The 24,468-nt window shown below is 47.2% G+C and carries 20 protein-coding genes and 1 riboswitch; of the genes, 17 read left to right on the forward strand and 3 right to left on the reverse strand.

Annotation, left to right across the window (positions count from 1 at the left end; translation table 11 throughout):
* Nucleotides 1–126 precede the first annotated feature (126 nt).
* Genes ade through PH235_RS04025 form a run of 3 tightly spaced genes read left to right on the forward strand, consistent with a single transcriptional unit; the run spans nucleotide 127 to nucleotide 3,588 of the window.
* Entirely contained in the window at nucleotides 127–1,851 is a 1,725-nt protein-coding gene (gene ade / locus PH235_RS04015; RefSeq protein ID WP_272161130.1) for an adenine deaminase, read from the forward strand.
* Nucleotides 1,852–1,893: 42 nt separating this feature from the next.
* Nucleotides 1,894–2,943 carry an inorganic phosphate transporter gene (locus PH235_RS04020; RefSeq protein WP_272161131.1) on the forward strand — a complete coding sequence of 350 codons (1,050 nt, stop codon included), beginning with the start codon at nucleotides 1,894–1,896 and terminating at the stop codon, nucleotides 2,941–2,943.
* 12 nt (nucleotides 2,944–2,955) lie between these two features.
* The gene (locus PH235_RS04025; RefSeq protein ID WP_272161132.1) at nucleotides 2,956–3,588 is read left to right on the forward strand and encodes a DUF47 domain-containing protein; all 633 of its coding nucleotides are present in this window, start codon (nucleotides 2,956–2,958) and stop codon (nucleotides 3,586–3,588) included.
* Between the two features lie 148 nt (nucleotides 3,589–3,736).
* Here PH235_RS04025 and PH235_RS04030 read toward each other — a convergent pair whose 3' ends face one another.
* Nucleotides 3,737–3,973 carry a hypothetical protein gene (locus PH235_RS04030; protein WP_272161133.1) on the reverse strand — a complete coding sequence of 79 codons (237 nt, stop codon included), beginning with the start codon at nucleotides 3,971–3,973 and terminating at the stop codon, nucleotides 3,737–3,739.
* 233 nt (nucleotides 3,974–4,206) lie between these two features.
* Nucleotides 4,207–4,317, forward strand: a riboswitch (SAM riboswitch).
* 79 nt (nucleotides 4,318–4,396) lie between these two features.
* On the opposite strand from PH235_RS04030, the gene PH235_RS04035 reads away from it, so the two are divergent.
* Nucleotides 4,397–4,687 (forward strand): hypothetical protein, encoded by a 291-nt coding sequence (locus tag PH235_RS04035; protein WP_272161134.1) that lies wholly within the window; start codon nucleotides 4,397–4,399, stop codon nucleotides 4,685–4,687.
* A gap of 110 nt (nucleotides 4,688–4,797) precedes the next feature.
* Here the strand turns inward: PH235_RS04035 and PH235_RS04040 are convergent, their stop codons facing one another.
* A complete protein-coding gene (locus PH235_RS04040; RefSeq protein ID WP_334223632.1) occupies nucleotides 4,798–5,151 on the reverse strand; it encodes a DUF4230 domain-containing protein in 354 nt (117 codons plus the stop codon).
* Between the two features lie 348 nt (nucleotides 5,152–5,499).
* Here PH235_RS04040 and PH235_RS04045 point away from each other — a divergent pair, with 348 nt between their 5' ends.
* Complete coding sequence (locus PH235_RS04045) at nucleotides 5,500–5,862, forward strand: DUF488 domain-containing protein (RefSeq protein WP_272161135.1); 363 nt, start codon at nucleotides 5,500–5,502, stop codon at nucleotides 5,860–5,862.
* A gap of 109 nt (nucleotides 5,863–5,971) precedes the next feature.
* On the opposite strand, the gene PH235_RS04050 is transcribed toward PH235_RS04045, so the two are convergent.
* Nucleotides 5,972–6,589 carry a YesL family protein gene (locus tag PH235_RS04050; protein WP_272161136.1) on the reverse strand — a complete coding sequence of 206 codons (618 nt, stop codon included), beginning with the start codon at nucleotides 6,587–6,589 and terminating at the stop codon, nucleotides 5,972–5,974.
* A gap of 189 nt (nucleotides 6,590–6,778) precedes the next feature.
* Between PH235_RS04050 and PH235_RS04055 the strand changes: the two genes are divergently transcribed.
* The 12 genes from PH235_RS04055 (at nucleotide 6,779) to PH235_RS04110 (ending at nucleotide 24,460) form a co-directional block, all read left to right on the forward strand.
* A complete protein-coding gene (locus PH235_RS04055) occupies nucleotides 6,779–7,792 on the forward strand; it encodes a LacI family DNA-binding transcriptional regulator (protein WP_272161137.1) in 1,014 nt (337 codons plus the stop codon).
* Between the two features lie 97 nt (nucleotides 7,793–7,889).
* On the forward strand, nucleotides 7,890–9,215 hold the full coding sequence (locus tag PH235_RS04060) for an ABC transporter substrate-binding protein (RefSeq protein WP_272161138.1): 1,326 nt from the start codon (nucleotides 7,890–7,892) through the stop codon (nucleotides 9,213–9,215).
* 66 nt (nucleotides 9,216–9,281) lie between these two features.
* Nucleotides 9,282–10,184: a carbohydrate ABC transporter permease gene (locus tag PH235_RS04065; protein WP_272161139.1), complete on the forward strand. Its 903-nt coding sequence runs from the start codon at nucleotides 9,282–9,284 to the stop codon at nucleotides 10,182–10,184.
* 2 nt (nucleotides 10,185–10,186) lie between these two features.
* A complete protein-coding gene (locus PH235_RS04070) occupies nucleotides 10,187–11,071 on the forward strand; it encodes a carbohydrate ABC transporter permease (protein WP_272161140.1) in 885 nt (294 codons plus the stop codon).
* Nucleotides 11,072–11,090: 19 nt separating this feature from the next.
* Nucleotides 11,091–14,195 (forward strand): hypothetical protein, encoded by a 3,105-nt coding sequence (locus PH235_RS04075; protein WP_272161141.1) that lies wholly within the window; start codon nucleotides 11,091–11,093, stop codon nucleotides 14,193–14,195.
* Nucleotides 14,196–14,239: 44 nt separating this feature from the next.
* The gene (locus PH235_RS04080) at nucleotides 14,240–15,187 is read left to right on the forward strand and encodes an ROK family protein (RefSeq protein WP_272161142.1); all 948 of its coding nucleotides are present in this window, start codon (nucleotides 14,240–14,242) and stop codon (nucleotides 15,185–15,187) included.
* On the forward strand, nucleotides 15,184–16,620 hold the full coding sequence (locus tag PH235_RS04085) for a 6-phospho-beta-glucosidase (protein WP_272161143.1): 1,437 nt from the start codon (nucleotides 15,184–15,186) through the stop codon (nucleotides 16,618–16,620). The genes PH235_RS04080 and PH235_RS04085 overlap by 4 nt, the downstream gene beginning before the upstream one ends.
* Before the next feature lie 170 nt (nucleotides 16,621–16,790).
* Nucleotides 16,791–19,142, forward strand: coding sequence for an AraC family transcriptional regulator (locus PH235_RS04090; RefSeq protein WP_272161144.1), 2,352 nt, complete (start codon nucleotides 16,791–16,793; stop codon nucleotides 19,140–19,142).
* Between the two features lie 532 nt (nucleotides 19,143–19,674).
* Nucleotides 19,675–20,877: an amidohydrolase gene (locus PH235_RS04095; RefSeq protein WP_272161145.1), complete on the forward strand. Its 1,203-nt coding sequence runs from the start codon at nucleotides 19,675–19,677 to the stop codon at nucleotides 20,875–20,877.
* A gap of 44 nt (nucleotides 20,878–20,921) precedes the next feature.
* Entirely contained in the window at nucleotides 20,922–22,268 is a 1,347-nt protein-coding gene (locus PH235_RS04100) for an MFS transporter (RefSeq protein ID WP_443080844.1), read from the forward strand.
* 133 nt (nucleotides 22,269–22,401) lie between these two features.
* Nucleotides 22,402–23,019 carry a trimeric intracellular cation channel family protein gene (locus tag PH235_RS04105; RefSeq protein ID WP_272161146.1) on the forward strand — a complete coding sequence of 206 codons (618 nt, stop codon included), beginning with the start codon at nucleotides 22,402–22,404 and terminating at the stop codon, nucleotides 23,017–23,019.
* A 277-nt stretch (nucleotides 23,020–23,296) separates the two neighbouring features.
* Entirely contained in the window at nucleotides 23,297–24,460 is a 1,164-nt protein-coding gene (locus tag PH235_RS04110) for a galactokinase (RefSeq protein WP_272161147.1), read from the forward strand.
* Nucleotides 24,461–24,468: the final 8 nt, after the last annotated feature.

Here is a 24,468-nt window from a genome sequence, read left to right on the forward strand (position 1 = left end):
TTTCTTTACGATAATGATGGGATATATAACGAATGACTAATCGGTCCCCATGCGAATCGTGTATAATATAGGAAACAACGAGAGATTCGCTGACTAAGAGAGCGAATGGAACCAGGGGGAATTTGTATGACAGATGCATTGAAAAGATTGATCCAGGCTGCACAGCAACCGGAGGAAGCGGACCTTATCATCCAAAACGGAACAGTAGTGGATGTGTTTTCGCTGGAGACCTTTGAAGCGGACGTTGCGATCAAAGATGGATACATCGTCGGCATCGGTACCTATCCGTACGGAAAGCAAGTAGTGGATGCTTCAGGCAAGTATGTCATGCCGGGCTTTATCGACGGGCATATCCATATCGAATCGACGATGGTCACGCCGTCGGAATTTTCGCGTGCGCTCATCAAACACGGCGTGACGACCGTTGTGACTGATCCGCATGAAATCGCGAACGTAGCGGGAAAAGTCGGGATCGACTTTATGCTGGAGGACGCCGCCAACGCCGACATGGATATCCTGATGAAGCTGCCTTCGTGTGTGCCGGCAACGCCCTTCGAGCAGAACGGGGCAACGCTGACTGCGGATGATCTCCGTCCTTATTTGACCCATCCGACCGTTATCGGTTTGGCGGAAGTGATGGATTATCCATCTGTTTTGAATGCAAATCCGGATATGCTTGAGAAAATCCATATGACGATCGAAGCAGGAATGATGGTCGATGGCCATGCAGCCGGTTTGCCGGAAGCTGCCTTGAATGTCTACAGCACAGCGGGAATCCGCAACGATCATGAGGCGGTGACGGCGGAAGAGGCGATTGCGCGGGTACGCCGGGGCATCCATGTGTTGGTGCGGGAAGGTTCGGCCGCGAAAGATCTATTGGCGCTGCTGCCGGCCATCAACGAAAGGAACAGCCGCCGTTTTTCATTCTGCACAGACGATAAACATCTGGACGAGTTGGCCGAAGAAGGAACCGTCAATTATGCCGCGCAACTGGCGATTCAACAAGGTTTGGACCCGCTGATCGCCATCCAGATGGCTACGCTCAACAATGCAGTGTGCCACGGCATCCATGACAAAGGCGCAATTGCACCAGGCTATCTTGCGGATATCCTGATCACAGACAGCCTGGAGACTCTGCATCCGGAAACAATCATCAAAGGAGGACGTTTGCTGGATCTGGGGGCTTTAAGGAGCGTCCGCGCAACTGTCCCGGAGGCTGTCCGATCCTCCCTTCATTTAAAGAAAGTGACAAAAGACGACTTGCAGATCCCGCTTCAAAATGGACAAAAGGCTTGGGTGATCGGTGTTGTGCCGGGCCGGATCATTACGGAGAAAATCGCAGCGGATGTGAGGACGGAAGACGGATTCTTTGTTGCGGATCCGCAAAATGATCAAGTGAAGATGGTAGTGTGCGAACGCCATCACCAAACCGGCAGCATCGGGGCTGGCATCGTCAGCGGACTCGGTCTGAAACGGGGCGCCATCGCTTCGACTGTAGCCCATGATTCGCATAATCTGGTCGTTGCCGGAACGAATGATGAAGATATGCTGCTGGCGATCGAGGAGGCGGAACGGATGCAAGGCGGACTCGTAATCGTTGAGGGCGGAAAGGTGCTGGCGTCAGTCCCGCTGCGGGTCGGCGGCATCATGTCGGAAAAACCCTACGAAGAAGTGATTGAGGAACTGCATCAGTTGCATGAGCAGTTGTCTACGCTTGCGGAGGAATCGCAGAACATTTTCATGATCCTCTCGTTCCTGTGCTTGCCGGTCATTCCTCGTCTGAAACTGACGGATAAAGGATTGTTTGATGTGGATTCCTTCCAGCATATCGAAGTGGGAATTCCGATGTAAGGTTACTTTCTTCCCTGTTGTCCGGAAAGGTGGTGGTTCTTTATGGCGATTTCATTCGGTGAATTCATTCAGTTGCTGCTGTCGAGCCCGGCTATTGCGATAACGGTGGCCTTGACTCTGGGCGTGGTTTTGGTGAACGGGTGGACGGACGCGCCGAACGCCATCGCCACCTGCGTTTCGACAAGAAGCATGACTCCGCGCAATGCCATCCTGATGGCGGCGGTGTTCAATTTTTCAGGCGTTTTTGTGATGACGGCGATCAATGCCAAGGTTGCCCAGACGATGGCGAAGATGGTTGATTTTGGCGGGAATACGGAAGATGCGGTCGTGGCGCTGTGTGCGGCGCTCTTCGCGATTGTGGTATGGGCCACTGCGGCCTGGTATTTTGGCATCCCGACAAGCGAAAGCCATGCTTTGATCGCCGGGGTGTCGGGGGCTGCGATCGCGTTGCAGGGTGGCATCGGTGGCATCAATGGGGCGGAATGGATTAAGGTGCTTTATGGCCTGGTGCTTTCCACGGTTATGGGTTTATTTTTGGGTTTCCTTGTCGTGAAACTGGTCGGCGCGCTGTTCAAGGACATCGAGCGGCAAAGCACGACAACCTTCTTCCGCAACAGCCAGATTGCCGGTGCGGCAGCGATGGCCTTCATGCATGGGGCCCAGGACGGCCAGAAGTTCATCGGGATTTTTCTGCTGGGTATTGCCTTGTCGCAAGGAAATGACGCGACCGATTTCATTATCCCTGTCTGGCTGATGCTGTTGTGTTCCACAGTCATGGCCTTGGGAACAGCGATCGGAGGCGGGAAAATCATCAAGACGGTAGGGGTCAACATGGTGAAGCTGGAGACCTATCAAGGCTTCAGCGCTGATTTTGCCGGTGCCGTGAGCCTCTTGACGGCTTCCCTCTTTGGGCTGCCGGTGAGTACGACCCACACGAAGACGACGGCCATCATGGGAGTGGGCGCGGGCAGGCATCTGTCGAGCGTGAACTGGCTGACGGTCAAGGAAATGGTTTTCACGTGGGTGTTGACATTTCCAGGCTGCGGCCTTGTCGGGTATTTGATGGCAAAGCTGTTCATTCGGATATTCTAGGGGGAGCCGATTATGTTCAAAAAGAAGACGGAAAAGTTGGATTATTTCGATGAATTCATCAAGCTTGCCGAATGGGGCGTCCAATCGGCGGAATTCCTGAAGCAGGTACTGGCGGATTATCCGGTCGCTGATCTCAGCCAAAAATTGGACGAGATGCATGAGATCGAACATAATGCCGACCTCGCGAAATATAGGCTGATGCGCTATATGTATAACGATCTGTTGCCGCCTTTCGATAGGCAGGATGTGATTGCGCTGGTCACCAGTCTGGACCATGCCATCGACATGATTGAGGATGTCATGATCCATATTGAGATCTATCAACCGCAGAACATCACCCCGGAAATCAACCAATTCCTGGATCTGGTGGAAAAATCAGCCGAGGAATTGCTTACAGCGGTGCGGCTACTGAAAACCTACAAGAAATCGCAAAAAGAGATCCACGTAGTCATCGACCGGATCAATGCCTGTGAGACGGAAGGCGATCTGCTCTACATCCACTCCATGCGCGACCTCTATCAGAGCAATGCGGATGCCGTCAGTATCGTCATCCTGGGCAAAATCTATAAATCGCTGGAGGATTGCTGTGACGCCTTCAAGGACGTGACCAAATTCGTGGAAGAGATTGCGTTGAAATACTCATAGCCCGGCAGATGTAAAATAAAAAAATCCCTACAAGTCAGAAATTTTCTGACTTGTAGGGATTTTTAGCAACAATACATCATTCAAAAATGTTCATCAATCATGATTCGTTGCCTGATGAACGAAATTATTTAGAATAGCATGGAGTCATTTACTCAGCGGGACAACTAAGATTTTCATCTTTGTCTCGGGCATGCATACTTACGCCGTTCATCTGATGGTCGTCTTGTGCGTGGTGACGAAGATGAGTTGCATGGCTACGTACATACTGACCGTGATTTTCAAATGTCGTAGTATCCATCATCGCTGCTTCTACGGGAGTTGCGACAGCGAAGGTGGTCAATGCAGTAAAAGAAATCAGGCCAATCATCAAATATTTTTTCTTCATGGGTAAGTTCTTCCTTCCTTTTTATAAACTGGCTATAGTTTATGAGACTGTTTTCGTGTTGTTGATCGAACAAAAGGAATAATCAACAACGCGGGATCGCTTGATCCTTCTTCAGTATACTAAGGAAGTATGTAGAACAGATGTAGATGACAAAAATAGATGAATTCAATTAAATTAACTAAGTTGAATTCATCGAAACAGTATGCCATAATATTCTTGAAAACTAAATAACTTCTTTATCACGAGAGATTGAGGGACTGGCCCGATGACATCTCAGCAACCGACCACCGCATGAACGCGGCGGCAAGGTGCTAAATCCTGCAGAGCAATCTGAGAGATAAGAAGAGCAAAGCGACATTCCCGACTCTTCTTGTAATAAGAAGGGTTTTTTGTTTTCGAAAAAACAATTTGGAGGGAAAGACGATGACAATGACAAAAGAACAATTTGAACGCTGCGAAAGAATGGAAGCTGCAGGCGGCCCAAAAAGCCAAGCCGAGGCCATGCTGTATCATCAGTACAAGCAGCAAAAACAACAACTAGTTGATGCAAGGAAGGCCGGAAAAGAACATTTCCAGAGTGACATACTCGAAAAATTGTTGGAAGTACAGCAGCTTGAACGCAGCATCGAAAAGCTGCAGAGACAGCTTCAGAACGAGAAGCTTGCCTTGGAAAACATGACCGAAACACTGGTGCTCTTGGGGGATGAACTGTAAAGGAATCGACCGGAGTCAGTGTGATACTGTGTTTTTTGGCGTGGACGGTGCTCTACAATTTACTGTTCAAGTGAGTCGGGTTTCCGGGATGCGAGAGTCGAGTGGTCCTGTCAATAGAACTCGACGACTGCATCCTCGAAGCCGTTGGAACTCAAAAAAGAAGTCAGCAATGACTCGACTCTTTTATCCGCTTCATCCAAAAAGCCCTGACTGATTTTCTCTTCTTCTAGTAGTTGTTGTTTATTGACGTTTATTTCGTCAAAAATTATCTGGCTGGGATAATCCGAAAAAATAGTGCCTTTGATGTCTTCGACTCTCGTTTTTTCGGTCTCCACAACGTTATCGAGTATCTGGGATTTTGGGACTCTGACTGATAATTGCTTGATTTCTTCGGTATAGGTCATCTGAAGTTCAGAAAGATCGGTCCCGGCTTTCAGATAGCCGGAATACTCAATCAGCTTAATGGCTTCCGCATAGTCAAAATCACCGAAACCGAATAGGTCAAAACTCTTGTCTGTTCGTGCGGGTGGAAATCAAATCGGTTTCGGTGAATATGAAATATCCTGCCATCCCAATAACCAATAATAGTAGTATTTTTTTCATAACCAAATCTCCTCCTCGGTAATCTTAACCCATCAGCGTTTATGCAAAGTGGGTGCGCTATGGTTCCTGTAACGGATTTTTGATTTAAACTAATTGACAATATTTCAACATATTTTTTGGAAATGATTTGTAATCTCAAACTAATATTCATTTGATTTTATCGACTGCACTGTGGAATTAGCAATGGGAAGCAAAGAGGAGGAGTGTTTATGAATTTGAAAATGAAGCGGATCTACGAGGCTCCTAAAAAAACGGACGGATTCCGGATCCTAGTCGACCGGTTGTGGCCGCGTGGTGTCAAGAAGGAGACTGCCCGGCTGGATGCATGGCTGAAGGACAGCGCGCCTTCGCCGGATCTGCGCAAATGGTTCGACCACGATCCCGAAAAATTTGCCGCCTTCAAGGAACGGTATGAGGAGGAGCTGGTGATGAACCCGCCGACAGCTTCTGCCATAGCGGAAATCCTGAAACAGTTGGAAGCGATGGATGTCACATTGGTCTACGCCGCGCGGGACCCTGAAATCAATCACGTCGTTGTGCTCCGGGATTTTTTGGAGAAACAGCGAAAATAGATGTTTGTTTGCATTTGTTTAGCGAAAGAGCAGTATCCCAAGTGGGTCATAAAAACGACTTTAAATTAGGACGGCTTTGTTAGGGGGATATTGCCATCGTTTCAATAGGTCATTGATTTTTACCACGAAAATTCTGCCAGTATTTCTTCCTCAACATGTAGTAGAACAGGGCGAAGGGAACACTCATCAAAAAAAGAACCGCTACAACTGGAAAACGCATAATCAACAACAGAAACCCGCCAATCATAGCTAGCATCCCCAACGATTGCGCAGGAAATAGCCAAGGAAGCAAGAGACTATTCTTGAGCTTCGTCCGTACCGGTCCATCAAACACCGCATAGAAAACGAAGAAATAACAGGTTACCAGAAAGACAAGAACCGCCAAAATGACTAAGGCGGGAAAAATGGAGGGCGAAAACCGCATGATTACCCGGAAATCCAGCCACAAAAACAGAAAAATCCCATAAAATAAAAAGATGAATCGATTGCTTTCCTTCCAAATTCGCTGATATTCCTGAAAAAAGAAAGGCCCCACTGCAATTTCCCGCTGGTTCCATATCAGCTCCCTCAAAACTGCACAGAGGCTTAACGTTGCAGGGCCAATACCCAGCACAACGCCCCCAGCAAATACGCCCAGCAACCACAACAAGTTTAAATAGACGAGGGAAGATAACCAATGCATTCCCCGCATTAGAGCATGACTCAACGTACTTTCTGATTCTGACATAAAGCCCTTTACACCCCTTTTTAATTTTTCTGTACAGAATGACCAACTCCACCCCATAGTATAAAACGTTTACAAAATTGTCAAATCAACATGGTAATTTAAAAAGTGGTTGACAAACATCTCCTGAATGCGTATATTTGTGTTAGTAAAGCGCTTCATTTTATAAAGCAACGAGGGAGGAAAATACAATTGGCTACGATCTATGATGTCGCAAAAGAAGCTGGTTTTTCCATTTCAACCGTTTCAAAAGTGTTGAATAACAGCACGAATGTGAGTGATCGGGCCAGAAAAAAAGTCCTGGAAGCTATCGGGACTTTGGGTTATGTTCCGAGCTCGTCCGCACGCACGTTGGCAACAAAAAAATCATACATGATTGGAGTGGTGTTCTCAGAAAATTTAGGTGTTGGTATGGCCCATCCCTTTTTTGGTCCTGTAATTGAAGGATTCCGGAAGTTCGTCGATATGTATAATTATGACTTATTGTTTGTATCCAGAAGTATCCAAGGCGAAGAAAACTACACGGACCAACTTATCCGCAGGGGTGTGGATGGCATTGTTGTCTTCAGTACCGATTCAGATCGATCCGATCTGGAAATTTATCGCGAATTGGGCATCCCTTGTGTCTTTATCGATATGGATGTGAGCGATTTCAACTCCGTGTACAGTGACAACTACCAAGGCGCAATAATCGCAGTCGACCATTTAGTCGCTTTAGGGCATCAAAAAATTGCCCATATCCACGGGGAAAGCACAGGATTCATTGGTACAGAAAGAATGAGAGGATTCAATGATGCAATCAGCACGCATCACCTGAACATACCGGAAAGCTATATCGTGAACGGTGGCTATTACTCAACGGATGGCGGCCGGACAGCCATGATGAAACTGCTTCGCCTGGAGGAGCCACCAACCGCAGTGTTTGTGTCTGGGGATCAAATGGCAATTGGGGCAATCCAAGCAGTCAAGGAGTATGGTCTGCGTGTTCCGGAAGACATATCGATTGTGGGATTCGACGATATTGAAATAGCTAAATACATGGAACCAGCTTTAACGACAATTGCACAGGATAAAGAAAAAATTGGGCAGCAAGCAGGAGCGCTGGCGATTGAGAGCATTCTAAACCCGGATCGCTTACCGGTCAAGAAGACGATTCCCGTTAGGTTGATCAAGCGGGCAACAACAGCTGAACCGAAGAAACATTGATTTTTTGTTATGGAAACATAGCAAAAAATTTTATTCAAAAAGTAAAGCGCTTTACATAATCTGTAAGCGCTTAATAAACAAAGAGGAGCAATAATAAATGAAAAAATGGGCAAGTATTTTAAGTATCGCAGGGTTAAGTTTGACGCTAGCAGCTTGTGGTGAGTCTAAACCGGACTTAGTCATCACATCCTTTACGGATGAATTACAACGGCCGATCGATCGGTTTGAAGAGTTGTACGATGTGAATGTAGAACTTCAAATCATCCCGACCGCAGATTACCGTCAAACCATGCAACCAGCTTTGGAAAGCGGTGATGGAGCACCGGATATCTTTACAGGAGAAATTGCGTACATGCAACAATGGCTCAATGCCGACTACTGGACGAATCTTTCGGAAGATCCCTACAATGTGAATGATTGGGAAGACGACTATGTGGATTATGTTTATGACTTAGGTAAAGACCAAGACGGCAACGTCCGCGCAATGTCTTGGCAAACGACACCAGGTGGAATTTACTACCGCAGAAGCATTGCCAAAGAGGTTTTAGGTACGGATGATCCAAAAGAAGTGGGTGCAATGATGGCATCCATGGACGGCCTGTTTGAAGTCGGAGAAAAAATGAAAGAAGCAGGTTACGCTCTGTTCCCGGATGAAGGTTCTATATCCAAATTCACTAGTTTTTCAACAGGTGGCAGCGACCCACAACCATGGGTAAATGAAGCCAACGAGTTGGTAGTGACTGATGATCGGCTTTCCTATTTTGACTATGCGAAAACGTTAAGGGATGAGCAATATACTGCTCTTGCGCCAGCATGGTCACCCTCTTGGTATGAATCCTTCAACGGACCAATCAACTACAATATGGGTTGGGAAGAATTAGAAGGAGAAAAAGCAGAAGAAGCAACTAACCAAATCGAAGTATTTTCAGTAGCACTACCAACCTGGGCACTGGATGCTGTCTTTAAACAAGCATCGAATGCAAATGCGGGTGACTGGGCTGTCACAAATGGCCCATCAGCTTACTTCGAAGGCGGAACATGGTTAGGCATTTACGAAGGATCTGAAAATAAAGATCTAGCCTTCAAATTCGTCGAAATGATGGTACATGATGAAGAATTCCTGACAGAATGGGCTAAGGAAACAGGAGATGTATTGAGTTACAAACCCGTAACGGATGCAATTAAAGACGAAATGTCAGATGACTTCCTAGGTGGTCAAAACCATTACGAGTTCTTCTTGGAAGAAGCAGAAAAAATCAATGCTAGCGTCGTAACACCTTACGACCAACAATTAAATGAGTTATTTGGTACACAAGTCGGAGCCTATGTTGAAGGTGAAATCAGCAAAGAAGAAGGAGTTCAAGAATTCTATAACCAAGTTAACAATGCCTTCCCAGACATTGTTACACCTGATGAAAAATAATTGAAAAATAATCTGGGGTTCTTTTTAAAGAACCCCAGATTTATTTTAGACTAGAGGAGGATTGAAATGGGAAAGAATTCAAATAAAGCCTATCTGTACATTGCCCCATTTGTCATCGTATTTTTAACATTTAACATCTACCCGATTTTGTTGACCTTTTACTTCAGTCTCACGAGTTATAGTGGAGCCGGGGGAATTGAAAATGCGGCCTTTATTGGGGTGGATAATTATTTACGTTTAGCGCAGGACAAGTATTTTATTGAATCACTGATGAACACGCTGATTATCTGGGGGAGTGGTTTTTTCTTCCAATTAGCAATCGCATTTGGATTAGCTCTTATTTTTAGTGATATTCAGCTTAAAATCAAAGGGGTGGGCTTCTTCCGGACCCTCTTTTACTTACCTAATATCATCACAGTGGCGTCTGTAGCACTCTTATTCAATTTAGTGCTGGACTGGAATTATGGTGCTTTGAACCAAATACTACTGGATACCGGCATTATCAATCGACCGGTCAACTGGTTGAGCAATGCCGTTTATTCCCGTGGCGCCGTCTCAGCAATCAATACGTGGATGTGGTTTGGACAAACATTTATTATTCTGTTGGCAGGTATAAGCGGCATTTCGACAGATTATTTAGAGGCAGCTTTGATTGACGGTGCCAACTGGTGGCAAAGATTCTATCATATTACCTTACCGCAACTGAAGCCAATCATGCTCTACGTCATGATTACTTCTCTCATCGGGGGATTGCAAATGTTCGATTTACCGATGTTGCTTACTGATGGCATGGGTGCACCACGTGGGGCACTGAGCACGATGGTTCTCTACTTGTACAATCAAGCCTTCAAATACAATAATTTCGGTTACGCCTCTGCAATTGCTTATGGTCTGTTTATGATCACTGTTATTTTCTCCATTATCATATTCCGAACTATGAACAACAAACCGAATAAGAAAGGTGTCTAGTTATGAAAAATACTAAAGCTGTTAGCATTGCACCAATCGTTGCTCCGATCGGGAAAGGATTTAAAACCCGTATTAAAATTTTGAAGGCGACCCTCTATACCTTTTTAATAATACTATCCGTAATTTCTGTAATCCCCTTCGTTATGATGATTGTTAATGCGACTCGTTCAAACAGTGAAATCATTCGAGGCTTCACATTGATCCCTGGGACATCATTCTTCGACAACTATGATGTGTTGATCCGCTACGTGAATGTCTGGCGTGGCTTCGCAAACAGTTTGTTTATTGCGACAACCGTTACCTTACTGAATGCCTATTTTTCAGCATTAACCGCTTTTGCGATGGCTTTCTACGAGTTCAAAGGAAAAAGTTTAATTTTCGGTGCTTTCCTAGTCGTTATGATGGTCCCAGGTCAACTTGGACTTTTGGGACAATATGAATTGAACAGTACTTTAGGAATCCTGGATACGTATTGGCCTTTGATCATACCAGCTATTGCGGCGCCTTTCACGGTGTTCTTCTTTCGCCAATATTTGGTGTCTTCGATGCAAATCTCTATTTTGGAAGCAGCCCGAATTGACGGTGCATCAGAAATCTATATGTTCCATAGAATTGTTTTACCTATTCTAAAACCTGCAATTGCGACTCAAGCAATCTTCACTTTCATCGGAACATGGAATAACTATATGACGCCATTGATCATGTTGCGGACGCCAAGTAAGTTTACCTTGCCAGTCATGATGGGCGCTTTAAGTGGTTCTCCAGTGGCAATGAACTTGGGAGCGATGTACTTAGGAATTGCTATTTCAGTGGTGCCGATCATGGTAGCTTTTATTTTCTTATCAAAACACATTATCAACAGCATCTCAGCTGGTGCTGTCAAATAATTAAAGTGGGTGCAAATCTTTGTATAAATTAAACGAAAAAAACGAATGCATCATCGAAAACTTCCAAAATACTTCAGCTTTCTCAAGCTTTTTACCAGGAATCGTTGGCTTAAAAGGGATTCCGCTCTGGACATTCTACATCAATCGCGGCCAAGCAATCAGTAGTTTTGGGATCGAGAATAAAGACTCCGCAATCTCAGAATTTCTACCGGCTGATAAAGCCTATCAACATACGCCTTTACAAGGGTTTCGGACTTTTTTGAAAGTGACAAGGAAGGGTAAAACAACTGCTCTTGAACCGTTCTCGGATCCGAGCGAAAACGCCACGGAAACAATGACAATCGGCATGAATCACTTGGAATTGACTTATAGAAACCACGATGAAAAATTAAGCATCCAGGTTCGCTACTACAGTTTGCCGCATGCACCGATTGGGGCGCTGGTTCGTACCGTCAGCATCACCAATGATAATGATCACGCAGTCATTCTGGAAGCAGCGGATGGCTTGGCGGCTATTTTCCCGGCGGGGATTGAAAATGCAGCCTATAAAGAGCTGGGTAACACGTTGAAGAGTTGGTTTGATGTTAAAAAAGTCGACAATCTCTTTAACTTCTATCATTTGCGCGGGAGCACAGCGGATACCGAGGCTGTGACGGAGATGCATAGCGGCAACTTCTATGCGTCCCTGGTCAAGGAGAATGAACAAGCCTCACCAGCAACAATCATTTTCGATCGCCAGCTCATTTTCGGCAATGATGAAACATTGCGTAAAGCGCAGCATTTTAATCAGAACCCTGTTTCTGAAATAAGCAAACAAAATCAAGTCAGCACCAATAGAGTCTCTGCCGGATTTACGCTATGGGAAGGAGAGCTTTCACCTGGACAAAGCGTTGAATTGATGACGCTGGTTGGTTACGGGAAAGATGTGGCTACAGTCTCGGCGTATCTGTCGCAACACTTTAACGAAGACACAGTGAAGCAAGCATTTGTTACCGCACAAACATTGACGGATGAATTGACCGATGTGATCCAAACTGGCACCGCAAATGCCAAATTTGATCAATACGCAAGGCAATCCTACTTGGACAATGGATTGCGGGGCGGTTTTCCAACAATCCACACGCATAAAGACAAGCGGCAAACCTATTATGTTTATTCGCGCAAGCATGGCGATTTGGAAAGGGATTATAACTTCTTCTCGACGTCGCCTACTTATTACTCGCAAGGGAATGGGAACTATCGCGATATCAATCAAAACAGACGGATGGATATTTATTTCACACCTGAAGTGGAAGCCGCCAATATCCACCATTTCATGGAATTGATCCAATTGGACGGCTACAATCCACTCGTCATCAAAAAGGTCCTGTTTACCTTCAATGGCCCCGACACAGATATCGTCCCATTCTTGAAAGATGCGGGACAGCTTGAGATGCTGCTCTCATTCTTTGAGAAACCATTTGAACCGGGCGAACTGCTGCGTTTTGTCGAAGAAAATGACGTCGCCCTGACCAGCTCTTTTGAGGAGCTACTGGCCTACGTCCTGTGCGCCAGCAGCGAGAATCTGGAAGCAGATCACGGGGAAGGCTTCTGGATTGATCACTGGACCTACAACTTAGATCTCATCGAAAGCTATCTGGCTATTTATCCGGACAAGCAAGCGGACTTATTATTTGAACGCCCATACAAATATTATCAAAACAAGGCCTTTGTCCAACCGCGTTCCAAAAAATATGTCCAGAAAGACAACAAATACCGACAGTATCATGCTATCCGCCATGAGGAGGAGCTGGGGCAGTGGGTAGAAGCATTAAACCAAGACCCCCTCATGACCGACCTTTATTCCAAACTCCTCTTGTTGGCCGCCACCAAAGCGGCAACCATCGCACCGTTTGGTTATGGCATCGCGATGGAAGCCGGGAAACCGGGCTGGAATGATGCCTTGAATGGGTTGCCTGGCTTGTTCGGATCCGGTACATCTGAGTTATTTGAACTGAAACGGTTATTGGCATTTATCGGACAAGTGGATCAAATGGGAAGCGTCCAATCACTCCCGATCGAAGTGGTCCAATTCCTTCAGGGACTTCACAAGCAACTCACCTGCATGCAAGCGGATGATCAAGCGTTCTGGGAAAAAACAACAAGTCTTCTGGAAAAGTATCGGGAATCTATCTACCAGAATCTTTCCGGAGAATCGGCAAGCTTCAGCCAAGCGGAGAGCCAATGCTTGGTTCACGAACTGGCCAAGCGAGTGGACCGGGCCATTGAGGCAGTGGAAAACTACAACGGGCAAGCGCTGCTGCCTACCTATTTCTACTTTGAAAAAATAGGCGAAACGCTGACGCCGCATGCGGTGACACCATTTCTGGAGGGGCTGGTCAAAAAACTGAAGGTGACGGACAGCACGGAAGAGGCGCAAAAAATCTACCAAGCTGTCAGAGAATCGGAAATCTATGACCGCAAACTACAAATGTACAAAACAAGCGGTCCGCTGACGAACGAACCCATTGAACTGGGAAGGGCTAAATTCTTCACACCGGGGTGGCTGGAGAATGAATCGGTCTTCCTGCACATGACTTATAAATATTTGCTGGCATTATTGAAGAGTGGTTTATATGAAGCTTTTTATGAAGATCTTGAGACCATGTTGATCCCCAACTTGGATCCGAACATTTACGGCAGAAGCATCCTGGAGAATTCTTCCTTTATCGCCAGCAGTGCGAACCCCGATGAGAGCATTCATGGAAAAGGTTTCGTGGCACGACTCAGTGGATCGACGGTTGAATTCTTGAACATGTGGGTTCGAATGTTTATCGGCGAAAGCCCCTTCACTTATGACAAGGATACAAAACAGCTATCATTCCAACTCTCTCCAGCCTTGCACAAAACGCTGTTCAGGGAAGATGGGACCGTCCAATTTACCTTGTTGGGGGAAATCCAAGTGACCTACAGCAACACCAAAAGACAACATACATACGGACAAAAAGGTGTGAAACCGATCCGATACAGCCTCCAATACGAGGACGATCACGTCAATGTCATTGAAGGCAATCGCATCACAGATCAAGAGGCAAGGGACATAAGGAATAAGCACGTGAAAAGCATGCACGTGACCTTAGGGTGAAACCAGTTGCTCTATTCGACTATTGCTCAGGAACGAGGGGAAAAATGGATAAATTTATTGGTATCGATATAGGGGGAACGAATATCAAATACGGCCTCCTGGATGAAAAAGGCAACATTCTGCACAAAGACAAAATTAAGACCAGCCCGGAAGGCAGCGAAATCATAAGAAATATCAAAAGAATTGTGGAATCCTATAAAGAAGCCCATGAAATAAGTGCTGTCGGCATCAGTGTGCCGGGTGTGGTGGAAGAATCGGGCTTCCTGACAACGGGAGGGGCGATTTTTGATTTTTATGGTATCCATTTAAAAGACCTATTGGAAAAAGAACTAGGGGTACACGTCACAGTCGAGAATGATGCAAACAGTGCGGCCTTAGCTGAAAAATGGCTTGGAGCCGGCAGGGATTACAGAAACTACTTTACGGCCGTGGTAGGAACGGGGATCGGCGGTGCCATCATCATCAATAATGACGTATATCGTGGGGCACATGCAACAGCAGGGGAGTTTGGTTTTATGATCAATGCCCCGATTTTAAACGGGGACACCAGGCTAGCATCCGTGAGTCTGACGAGTTCGGTCCAGTCCGGATTGGTCCAGCGGTACTTGGATGAAACCGGCCAGGAAACAAACCAACAGAACCTTGATGGAGAATCTGTTTTTAAACTTGCCGAGTCGGGAGATGTGCAGGCAAAAGCTGTGATTGATGCCTTTTATGACCATCTGGCTATCGGCATCTACAATGTATTGGTCTCGCTTGACCCGGAGGTCGTCCTGATCGGCGGAGGCATCAGCGCCAATCAAAGTTTCATAAAAGAATTAAATCGCCGGGTGCAAGGGTTGCAGACGGGGCATCGGGATATGAAAAATATGACGCTGGCGGAAATACTGCCCTGTCATTTCCTTAACGATGCAGGAATTGTCGGCGCAAGCTATAAAGCCATGAAAGAATGCCGTGAAAGGACTTTGGTAAAAGGAGGACAAGAGAGTTGAAAGGATTCAGAAAAGATTTTCTATGGGGTGGTGCTGTGGCGGCCAATCAAATCGAAGGCGGCTGGAATGAAGGTGGAAAAGGCGTCTCCACAGCGGATGTCATTACCGTAGGCTCGCATTCCGTTTCGCGGGAAATAACCGACGGCGTACTGGAGGGCTATGATTACCCCAGCCACGAGGCGGTTGATTTCTACCACCGTTACAAGGAAGACATCGCTTTGTTTGCCGAAATGGGCTTCAAATGTTTCCGTACCTCCATTGCCTGGAGTCGGATTTTCCCATTAGGTGATGAAAGGGAACCGAATGACGAAGGATTACAGTTTTATGACGATCTATTCGATGAATTATTAAAACATAACATCGAACCGGTCGTCACCTTGTCGCACTTCGAAATTCCCTATCATTTGTGTAAAGAATACGGGGGATTCCGGAATAAGAAGCTGATTGATTTTTTTGCGCATTACTCAAAAACGGTCATGGAGCGCTACAAAGATAAAGTGACGTACTGGATGACTTTCAATGAAATTAACAACCAAGCGGATGGTTACCGGGATCTGCATGTTTTCAATAATTCAGCCCTGATTTTTGATGAAGGCGACAATAAGGCGGAAGTGGTCTATCAAGCAAGTCTAAACGAACTGATTGCTAGTGCGAAGGCGGTAAAAATCGGCCGTGAAATAAATCCCACCTTCCAAATCGGTTGCATGATGGCCTATGTTCCGGTCTATCCCTATTCTTGTAATCCTGCCGATTTAATGGCGTCCGTAAAAGCGATGGATCGCCGCTTCTTCTACAATGATATTCATGTGCGCGGTGAGATTCCAGCGGCCACTCTGACGTTATGGGAAAAGGAAGGCTACCATATCGCCTACACTGAGGAAGAGCTGCAAACGCTGCGCGAAGGGACCGTCGATTACATCGGCTTGAGCTATTACATGTCAAATACGGTCACCGCTTTGGATGCTATCCCCAGCTGGCAAGACGGTTCCGTCGATCAGCTGAAATTCACCGATAACCCCTACCTTGAGAAAAGTGAATGGGGTTGGCCGGTCGATCCGGTCGGCTTAAGGTACATCTTAAATGTCTTGACGGAAAGGTACCGCTTGCCTTTATTTATTGTCGAAAATGGTTTGGGAGCATACGATAAAGTCGAAGCAGACGGTACTATCCAGGATGATTACCGCATCAACTACCTCAAAACACACATCAAACAGATGAAGATAGCTGTCGAAGAAGATGGGGTGGACCTGATGGGCTACACACCTTGGGGCTGCATCGATATCGTGAGTTTTTCCACAGGAGAAATGGAAAAGCGTTATGGCTTCATCTATGTGGATAAGGATAACGAAGGAATAGGGACGCTTGACCGTCGCAAGAAGGCTTCCTTTGATTGGTATCGGAATGTGATTGCCGCAAATGGAGAAAAATTGTAATTGACACCGGAAAGCCTGAGCAAAATCTGCTCAGGCTATTTATGGTTAGGATATGTATGCGCAAGATATGTTACAGCGAAAGGAACATTTCCACTCGCATCCGGACCAAAATTCTGATATGTTAGCTACAAGAGTTTTACAACAGAATCGCTGGAAAGGAAGAGGAACGGATGATCAGAGAGCATGCGGCAGATTATGATATCACGATGGGGAATATCCGTTATGCCGCGCCACAACGGTATTACGGCACTCGGATTTTGTTCGTGACCAAAGGAAGGGCGAGCGTGTCCGTCAATGGGGAAATGTATGCTCTGGATGAAGGGGATATCCTCTTCATCAACCGGAATGACCACTATACTGTCCGGGGCAGCGAAAACAATATCCTCATTTGCCTGAGCATCCCCAGCCATTTTTTCGTGATGAACTACCCGAATTACTTCCATTACTCCTTCGAATGTTTCTCGAAAGATTTAGATCCGGGGCGTGGGGATGTCGTAGCGCAGCTGCGCAAGTTGCTGGCAGAACTTGTGATTGTCCATTCCCGTCAGGAAGAAGGCAGTGTCCTGGAGGCCCACAGTATCCTTTTTCAGACGATGCTGCTGGTGACCCGCTTCTTCAAGAAAGAGGGGCCGCATACCGGCGCGGTCGAAGCGAGCGATGAACGGATTGCCCGGATCATCAATACGATTGAGCTCCGTTATGCGGAACCGTTGACGCTTGCGGAGATGGCCGAGAGCGAGTACCTGTCGCCTACCTATTTATCCCGTTACTTCAAGCAGACGACCGGAATGGGTTTTCTGCAGTATCTGAAGATGGTGCGGTTGAAGCATTGCGTGGAGGACTTGCTGCAAACGTCCGATAATATGTTCCAGATTGCCGTGCGGAACGGCTTCTCGACGGCGAAGAATTTTACGGAAGCCTTCAAATCGGTCTACGGTCAGACACCGGTCCAATACCGGAAGGAGCATAAACAAGAAAACGGTGAAGCGTTCGGAGCCGTGACCGCCAAAACTGATACAGGGAAGGCATTGGATTCACCGGAAGCGTTGATGCAGTTGACCCAATATTTGGAGGAGCCTCTGAATCAGTGTGTATTGCCGGACGAGGCGCCGGGTGAAGCGTGCAAGATCGTTGTCGGAGACAGTGATGCCGAAAGACTATTGGCGAGTGAAAAGCATATTGTGTTCATCGGGGAACTGAAGGAACTCCTGAACGAGCAGGTGAAGGAGCAAGTGCTTCTGGCCAAGCAACGGCTTCGCGTCGATTTTGTGGGTGTGCGCAATCTGATCGGCGGATCCACATTATTGCCGGAAGTCGAGACGGATGAGTTTGTGTCCACCACACCGAAGTACGCCAACGCCGATTTGGCGATCCAGTACTTGAAGGAACAGGATATTAGCCTGTACGTGAGGATCACTTATAAAGAAGTCATCCACAATGAAGAGCGCTATTTCAAGGAACTTGAAGGGTTTCTGATCCACACACTGCAGGTATTCGGTAGGAAGTTCGTCAACCAATGGAAAGTCGTGTTCTATGCGGAAAAAGAGACAGCCATCCTGTCCACGGAGTTGGAGCGCGTGTACTTAAAGCTGCATGAAGTGATTCGGAAATATGCCCATCAGTTGAAAATCGGTACATTCCTGCCATTCAAAGAGGATAAAGATAGTCTTTCCTTATCGCATCATTGGCAACTTCACCAATCCGGAAGCATCGACTTCATCACCTACGATGCCGATCAGAACGAGGTCGTCGACTTTTCCGAAATCAGCGATGAAGACTTCCTGAACAGCCAAGACTATATCCTGCGGAAAACGCAGAAGCTGAAACGTTTCCTGAAAAAGCACCAAATGCATCAGCCGCTATACCTGGAAAATTGGAACACATTGACCGGAAATACGCGCTACACAAACGGGACTTTTTTCCGGGGTGCGCTGATCCTGCGGACTATTTTGGATTTGGGTGCTGAAGTCGCGGGTGTCGGTTTCTGGCTGAACACTGAACTCCATGAGCGCTACGGAGGGATCCATAACAAAGCTGTGGCGGGCTTGGAGCTCTTCCATTTCTTCAATGGCAAGCGGCCGGCTTTCTACACGCTAATGTTCAAAGAACGGATGACGGGCGAAGTGCGCGCTCAGGGAGAGCATTATGTGCTGACCGAAAACGAAGAGGGCTACCAACTTTTGCTTTTCAACGAAAAGCATTTCAATCCGCGCTACTCAGTCGACGAGTTGTTCATGCGGAACCGCAGCAATGAACTGCACGTGCGGCTGGTCGGCATGGAGCCCGGGGAATACCAGGTCCGGAAATACCGGTTCGATCAGCAAAATGGCGGGCTCTATGCAAAGTGGGGGCAGCTGAACAGCAAGCACGGTATCGACCTCGAAGTGATGGAATACATCGTGCAGTCATCCATGCCGACGTTGGAGCTGGAAGATGAACAGATCGACAAAGATTGGTCCTTCTATGCTTCAATGAGCAGCAACGCGATCCTGTTCATCGAATTTCGCCGAGCGATCGGCTGAGCAGAATAATAATGAAGAAAAGGTTGTCTCCCACGAGACAACCTTTTTTTGTCGCCGGATACTTTCGCCTTATCCGATTCATTCGGGTTATCGGACAATCAGCAGGACATTTGCATTGTGGTTGTCCGATTCATTTGGGTTATCGGACAATCAGCAGGACGATTGCATTGTGGTTGTCCGATTCATTTGGGTTATCGGACAATCAGCAGGACAGTTGCCTTGTGGTTGTCCGATTCTTCTCGATTATCGGACAAGCAACACAAATGCTCTCTCGATGTCCGATTTTTTGCTTTTTTCGGCCCGCTTGCGGGCCATTCTTCAAATGAGAGGGCTTTCGGACAAAAATCATCCGCACAAAATTGTTATTCCGTCGTTTTCTGAAAATGCGAAGACAAAAATCAGGCTGTTTTGCATAATAACGAGCCTTTTCTTATTTTTTTGTGGCGGTATACTAGCTGAGTGATTAAGAAACGTAGCATTAACCAACCTATATGATACTTATAAACAGTCAAAAATAAGGGAGCGCAAAAAAATGAACGAAGCGACCAAAAAGCAATTGTTCAGCAAGTTAGCCGACAAACAGGACCGCATGATCGAAATCTACCGCTACTTGCATGCTCATCCGGAATTGTCTTTCCAGGAGGAGAACACGGCCAAGTACATCGAAGCTTTTTATGCAGGGAAAGAGTGTGACATCCGCACCCATGTCGGCGGACTGGGGATCGTCGTGACCATCGACAGTGGCAAACCGGGAAAAACAGTCGCCATCCGAGCGGACTTCGATGCGTTGCCGATCCAAGAGGAAACGGGCTTGCCATTTGCCTCAAAAACGCCGGGAGTCATGCACGCTTGTGGACATGACGCGCATACAGCCTATATGCTGATTCTTGCCGAAACTTTGATCGAGATGAAAGAACAACTTGAAGGGAAGATTGTTGTGCTGCATCAGCCTGCCGAGGAAGTTCCCCCGGGCGGAGCAATCGGCATGATCAAGAATGGCGCTTTGGAAGGCGTCGACACGGTCTTCGGCATCCACGTGATGTCACAGATGGAGAGCGGCAAAGTGTTCTACCGTGAAGGCAACGTTCAGACCGGCCGCGCCAATTTCCGCGTGAAAATCCAAGGCGTTGGTGGGCACGGTTCCTCGCCGCATAAAGCGAATGATGCCATCGTGGCGGCCAGCCATTTTGTCGTGGCCGTGCAATCCATCGTCAGCCGCCGTATGAATCCTTTCGATGTCGGTTCGATTACGATCGGCAGCTTTGACGGAAAAGGGTCGTTCAACGTCATCAAAGATTCGGTTGTGTTGGAAGGTGATGTGCGCTCGATGTCCGAAGAGACACGCACGCTGATCGAAAAGGAAATCCGGGCGAAGTTGGACGGCATCTCGGCAATGTTCGATGTGACCTATGAACTGGATTACGAAAACGACTACCCAGTCCTGTTCAACAATCCGGAAATGACGGCATTCGCAGTAGCGGCTCTGCAGGCTACCGAGCTGCCTGGGGTAGATGCCGTGGAACGCTGCGAGGCGCAGCCTCCTTCAGAAGATTTCGCTTATTATGCGAAGGAAAGCCCGAGCGTCTTCCTATATGTCGGAGCGGCTCCGCAAGAAGGCGAGGCTTATCCGCATCATCATCCGAAATTCCGGATTAATGAGGACAGTATGCTGATTGCAGCCGAAACCATGGGGACATTGGTTATTGATTACTTAAAAGGGAGCAGTGAAGAATAGTGGAAACCCAATACAAAGGCAATGACAAATTAATTGCAGGGATTATGATGGGTGTCGTCACCTTCTGGTTGTTCGCTCAGGCGATGGTGAATATCGTGCCGGCGGTACAAGCGGATTTAGGAATCTCATCAGGCATGTTGAGCATCGCAATCAGTTTGACCTCTTTGTTTTCAGGAATGTTCATGGTTGCCGCAGGTGGCTTGGCGGATAAATACGGACGGGTCAAATTGACGAATATCGGCATGATTTTGAGCATCATCGGTTCGTTGTGCTTAGTATTCGCGAACGGAGCAACTCTATTGATCATCGGGCGCATCATCCAAGGGCTGTCGGCGGCTTGCATCATGCCTGCTACTTTGGCCTTGATGAAGACTTATTTTGACGGCGCCGAAAGACAGCGCGCATTGAGTTTCTGGTCAATCGGTTCATGGGGCGGTTCCGGAATCTGCTCTTTCTTTGGAGGACTGGTGGCAACTTATTTCGGCTGGAGAGCTATCTTCGTGGTTTCGATTTTTGTTGCAGCTCTGGGAATGTTTTTGCTGAAGGGCACACCGGAATGCAAATTTGAAGCAACCGGCGATAAGAAACCTTTTGATTTCGGCGGCCTTATCACTTTTGCGTTGGCAATGCTGGCATTCAACATTATCGTCGGTCAAGGTGCTTCAATCGGCTGGACTAACCCGATCATACTGGGATTAGGCGCTTTGTTGGTTGTTTCAGTTTTCTTGTTCGCAACAATCGAAAAGAAGCACGTGAACAGTTTCATCGACTTCTCGTTGTTCAAGAATAAAGCCTACAGTGGCGCTACTTTATCCAACTTCTTGCTGAATGCTTCTGCAGGGACGATGGTTGTCGCCAATACGTATGTGCAAATGGGCCGCGGATTCTCTTCTTTCCAATCCGGATTGCTGACGATCGGCTACTTGGTGTGCGTATTGAGCTCCATCCGATTGGGTGAAAAAGCTTTGCAAAAATTTGGTTCCCGCAAGCCGATGGTGACCGGCTCATTCATTGCAACGATCGGGATCGCTTTGATGGCCTTCACTTTTGTGCCGGGAATCATGTACAACCTGCTTGTGTTCGTAGGCTATGCTCTGTATGGCTTCGGTCTGGGTATCTATGCAACACCATCCACTGATACCGCCATTTCGAATGCGCCTGCTGATAAAGTCGGCAGCGCGTCCGGCATCTATAAAATGGCCAGCTCGTTAGGCGGAGCGGTCGGGGTTGCACTTTCTTCCAGCCTTTTCAATGTTTTGGGAGTGCAAGGGAATATGGAAGTGGCCGGTTCTGCAGGGTTGCTGCTGAATGTCGCTTTTGGGACGATCGCTTTGGCTTCGATTTTGCTGACGGCTCCAAAAGTTGCTGCGCAAGTGGAAGTTACGGAATAAATAGGTTTGTGCAAACAGACCAAAAAAAAATAGATAAAGGATGCAAAGTTAATGGCGGCTTTGCATCCTTTTGCGTTATAATTTTTGCGGAACACAATATTTCAGAGCACTATTATTAGGGGGGATACTAAAAATGGAATTTATTTCAATTGTGGAAATTATCGGAACTATCGCCTTTGCGATGTCAGGGGCGTTGACCGCGATCGAGAAGGATCTTGATTATTACGGAATCGGGATATTTGCGATCACGACTTCAGTAGGCGGTGGGATCGTCAGGGATCTGCTGATCGATCGTCCTTTGCCGGCATCGCTGGAAAATCCGCTCTATGCACTTATCAGCCTGCTTTCGGCCGGCTTCGTAATCCTTTTCTATACGCACATCAGCAAAGTGGCGAAGAAGCTCCAGTTCTTTGATGCAATCGGGCTCGGGGCATTTACCGCCATCGGAGCGGAAGTGGCTGTGCGGACGGGCTTCCAGCAGTGGTACGTTGTGGTGACGTTGGCTGTCCTGACCGGAACCGGCGGCGGATTGATCCGCGATGTGTTCGCCCGGGAGATTCCTTATGTATTCCGCAAAGAGGTTTATGCGTTGGCTTCCATTCTGGGTGCCATTCTCTATATCGTCGTATTCAAGCTGGCCGGCAGCCAAATGGCGCTGTACAGCTGCTTCTTGGCGACTGTTTTGATTAGGCTCTATTGTATGGAAAAGGATGTTCACCTGTTGAAGGTCGGGAAAGTCAACCTCCAATAGTCGTTGGTTCCACAGCTACGTGCATTATTAACCACAATTACCTAAATCAGTTATTTAGTACCTGTAAAGATTCTAACTGAAGGTTAAACCGCAGAGAAAGGTGTTCTAATGCCTATCATTGCGGTTTTTTTGTTTTTAACGAACCAAATAGCGCATTAAATGAAAGCGCTCCAAAACCGCTTGACACTTCTTTGTTGTGGCGTTATAATTCATTTAGTTAATATTTAGTAAAAATTACAAGTAAATATTTATCAAAAACAAAAAGGAGCGGATGAAGATGGAATTGACAGGATTAAAGCAAAAATTTGAGGAATTATTCGGCAAAGAGGACTACACAGCATTTTTCGCACCGGGACGGATCAACCTGATCGGCGAGCACACGGATTACAACGGTGGGAATGTCTTCCCGTGCGCCATCACATTAGGGACCTATGCTGTTGCGGCAAAAAATGATCTGAAGCAAGTCCGTCTCTATTCGGAAAACTTCCCGGAAGTCGGCGTCATCAGCTTTGATCTGGCCGATCTTGATCATAAGAAAGCGGACAGCTGGGCCAACTACCCGAAAGGCATGCTGCGCTATCTGAAGGAAGCCGGTCACGCCATCCCGGAAGGCATGGATATGGTCATCTTCGGAAATATCCCGAACGGCTCGGGTCTGTCCTCATCCGCATCCCTCGAGCTGTTGATGGGTGTCGTTTTGGATAATCTGTTCGACCTAAATGCGGATCGATTGGATCTCATCAAAACCGGCAAGCGCGTGGAGAATGAGTTCATCGGCGTGAACAGCGGCATCATGGATCAGTTTGCTGTCGGGATGGGTGAGGAAAACAAAGCGATTTTGCTGGATTGCAATACGCTTGAATATGAATTGGTTCCCGTTGAGCTGGGCAATCACGCGATCGTCATCATGAATACGAAAAAACGCCGCGAATTGGTCGACTCCAAGTACAACGAACGCCGCAGCGAATGCGAAGAAGCGTTAGCGAAACTACAAACTGTCGTATCGATCGGCAGCCTGGGCGAACTCGATGAAGAAACGTTCGAAAAGGCGAAGGAAGTTCTGGAGAGCGATGTCCTGTACCGCCGTGCGCGTCATGCGGTCACTGAAAACCAACGCACCTTGAAAGCCAAAGCGGCCTTGCAGGCTGGAGAATTGGAGGCATTCGGCCAGTTGATGAACCAGTCGCATATTTCTTTGCGCGACGATTATGAAGTGACCGGCATCGAATTGGACACATTGGTTCAAGCCGCTTGGGATCAACCGGGTGTGTTGGGAGCGCGTATGACCGGAGCAGGATTCGGTGGCTGCGCGATTGCAATCGTCGAAAAAGAGGCGATTCCGGCCTTCATCGAAAACGTCGGAAAGACCTATGAAGCAGCGATCGGCTATCCGGCAGAATTCTACATCGCCGAAATCAGCGATGGCGCAAAACGGTTATAAGGAGCGAT

It is taken from the genome of Trichococcus sp. K1Tr, assembly GCF_028309625.1.
Taxonomy (GTDB): Bacteria; Bacillota; Bacilli; order Lactobacillales; family Aerococcaceae; genus Trichococcus.

Coding starts and splice junctions, on each gene's coding strand:
- ade (WP_272161130.1), top strand. CDS start 127: ATGACAGATGCATTGAAAAGATTGATCCAGGCTGCACAGCAACCGGAG.
- PH235_RS04020 (WP_272161131.1), top strand. CDS start 1,894: ATGGCGATTTCATTCGGTGAATTCATTCAGTTGCTGCTGTCGAGCCCG.
- PH235_RS04025 (WP_272161132.1), top strand. CDS start 2,956: ATGTTCAAAAAGAAGACGGAAAAGTTGGATTATTTCGATGAATTCATC.
- PH235_RS04030 (WP_272161133.1), bottom strand. CDS start 3,973: ATGAAGAAAAAATATTTGATGATTGGCCTGATTTCTTTTACTGCATTG.
- PH235_RS04035 (WP_272161134.1), top strand. CDS start 4,397: ATGACAATGACAAAAGAACAATTTGAACGCTGCGAAAGAATGGAAGCT.
- PH235_RS04045 (WP_272161135.1), top strand. CDS start 5,500: ATGAATTTGAAAATGAAGCGGATCTACGAGGCTCCTAAAAAAACGGAC.
- PH235_RS04050 (WP_272161136.1), bottom strand. CDS start 6,589: ATGTCAGAATCAGAAAGTACGTTGAGTCATGCTCTAATGCGGGGAATG.
- PH235_RS04060 (WP_272161138.1), top strand. CDS start 7,890: ATGAAAAAATGGGCAAGTATTTTAAGTATCGCAGGGTTAAGTTTGACG.
- PH235_RS04065 (WP_272161139.1), top strand. CDS start 9,282: ATGGGAAAGAATTCAAATAAAGCCTATCTGTACATTGCCCCATTTGTC.
- PH235_RS04070 (WP_272161140.1), top strand. CDS start 10,187: ATGAAAAATACTAAAGCTGTTAGCATTGCACCAATCGTTGCTCCGATC.
- PH235_RS04080 (WP_272161142.1), top strand. CDS start 14,240: ATGGATAAATTTATTGGTATCGATATAGGGGGAACGAATATCAAATAC.
- PH235_RS04090 (WP_272161144.1), top strand. CDS start 16,791: ATGATCAGAGAGCATGCGGCAGATTATGATATCACGATGGGGAATATC.
- PH235_RS04095 (WP_272161145.1), top strand. CDS start 19,675: ATGAACGAAGCGACCAAAAAGCAATTGTTCAGCAAGTTAGCCGACAAA.
- PH235_RS04100 (WP_443080844.1), top strand. CDS start 20,922: ATGATGGGTGTCGTCACCTTCTGGTTGTTCGCTCAGGCGATGGTGAAT.
- PH235_RS04105 (WP_272161146.1), top strand. CDS start 22,402: ATGGAATTTATTTCAATTGTGGAAATTATCGGAACTATCGCCTTTGCG.
- PH235_RS04110 (WP_272161147.1), top strand. CDS start 23,297: ATGGAATTGACAGGATTAAAGCAAAAATTTGAGGAATTATTCGGCAAA.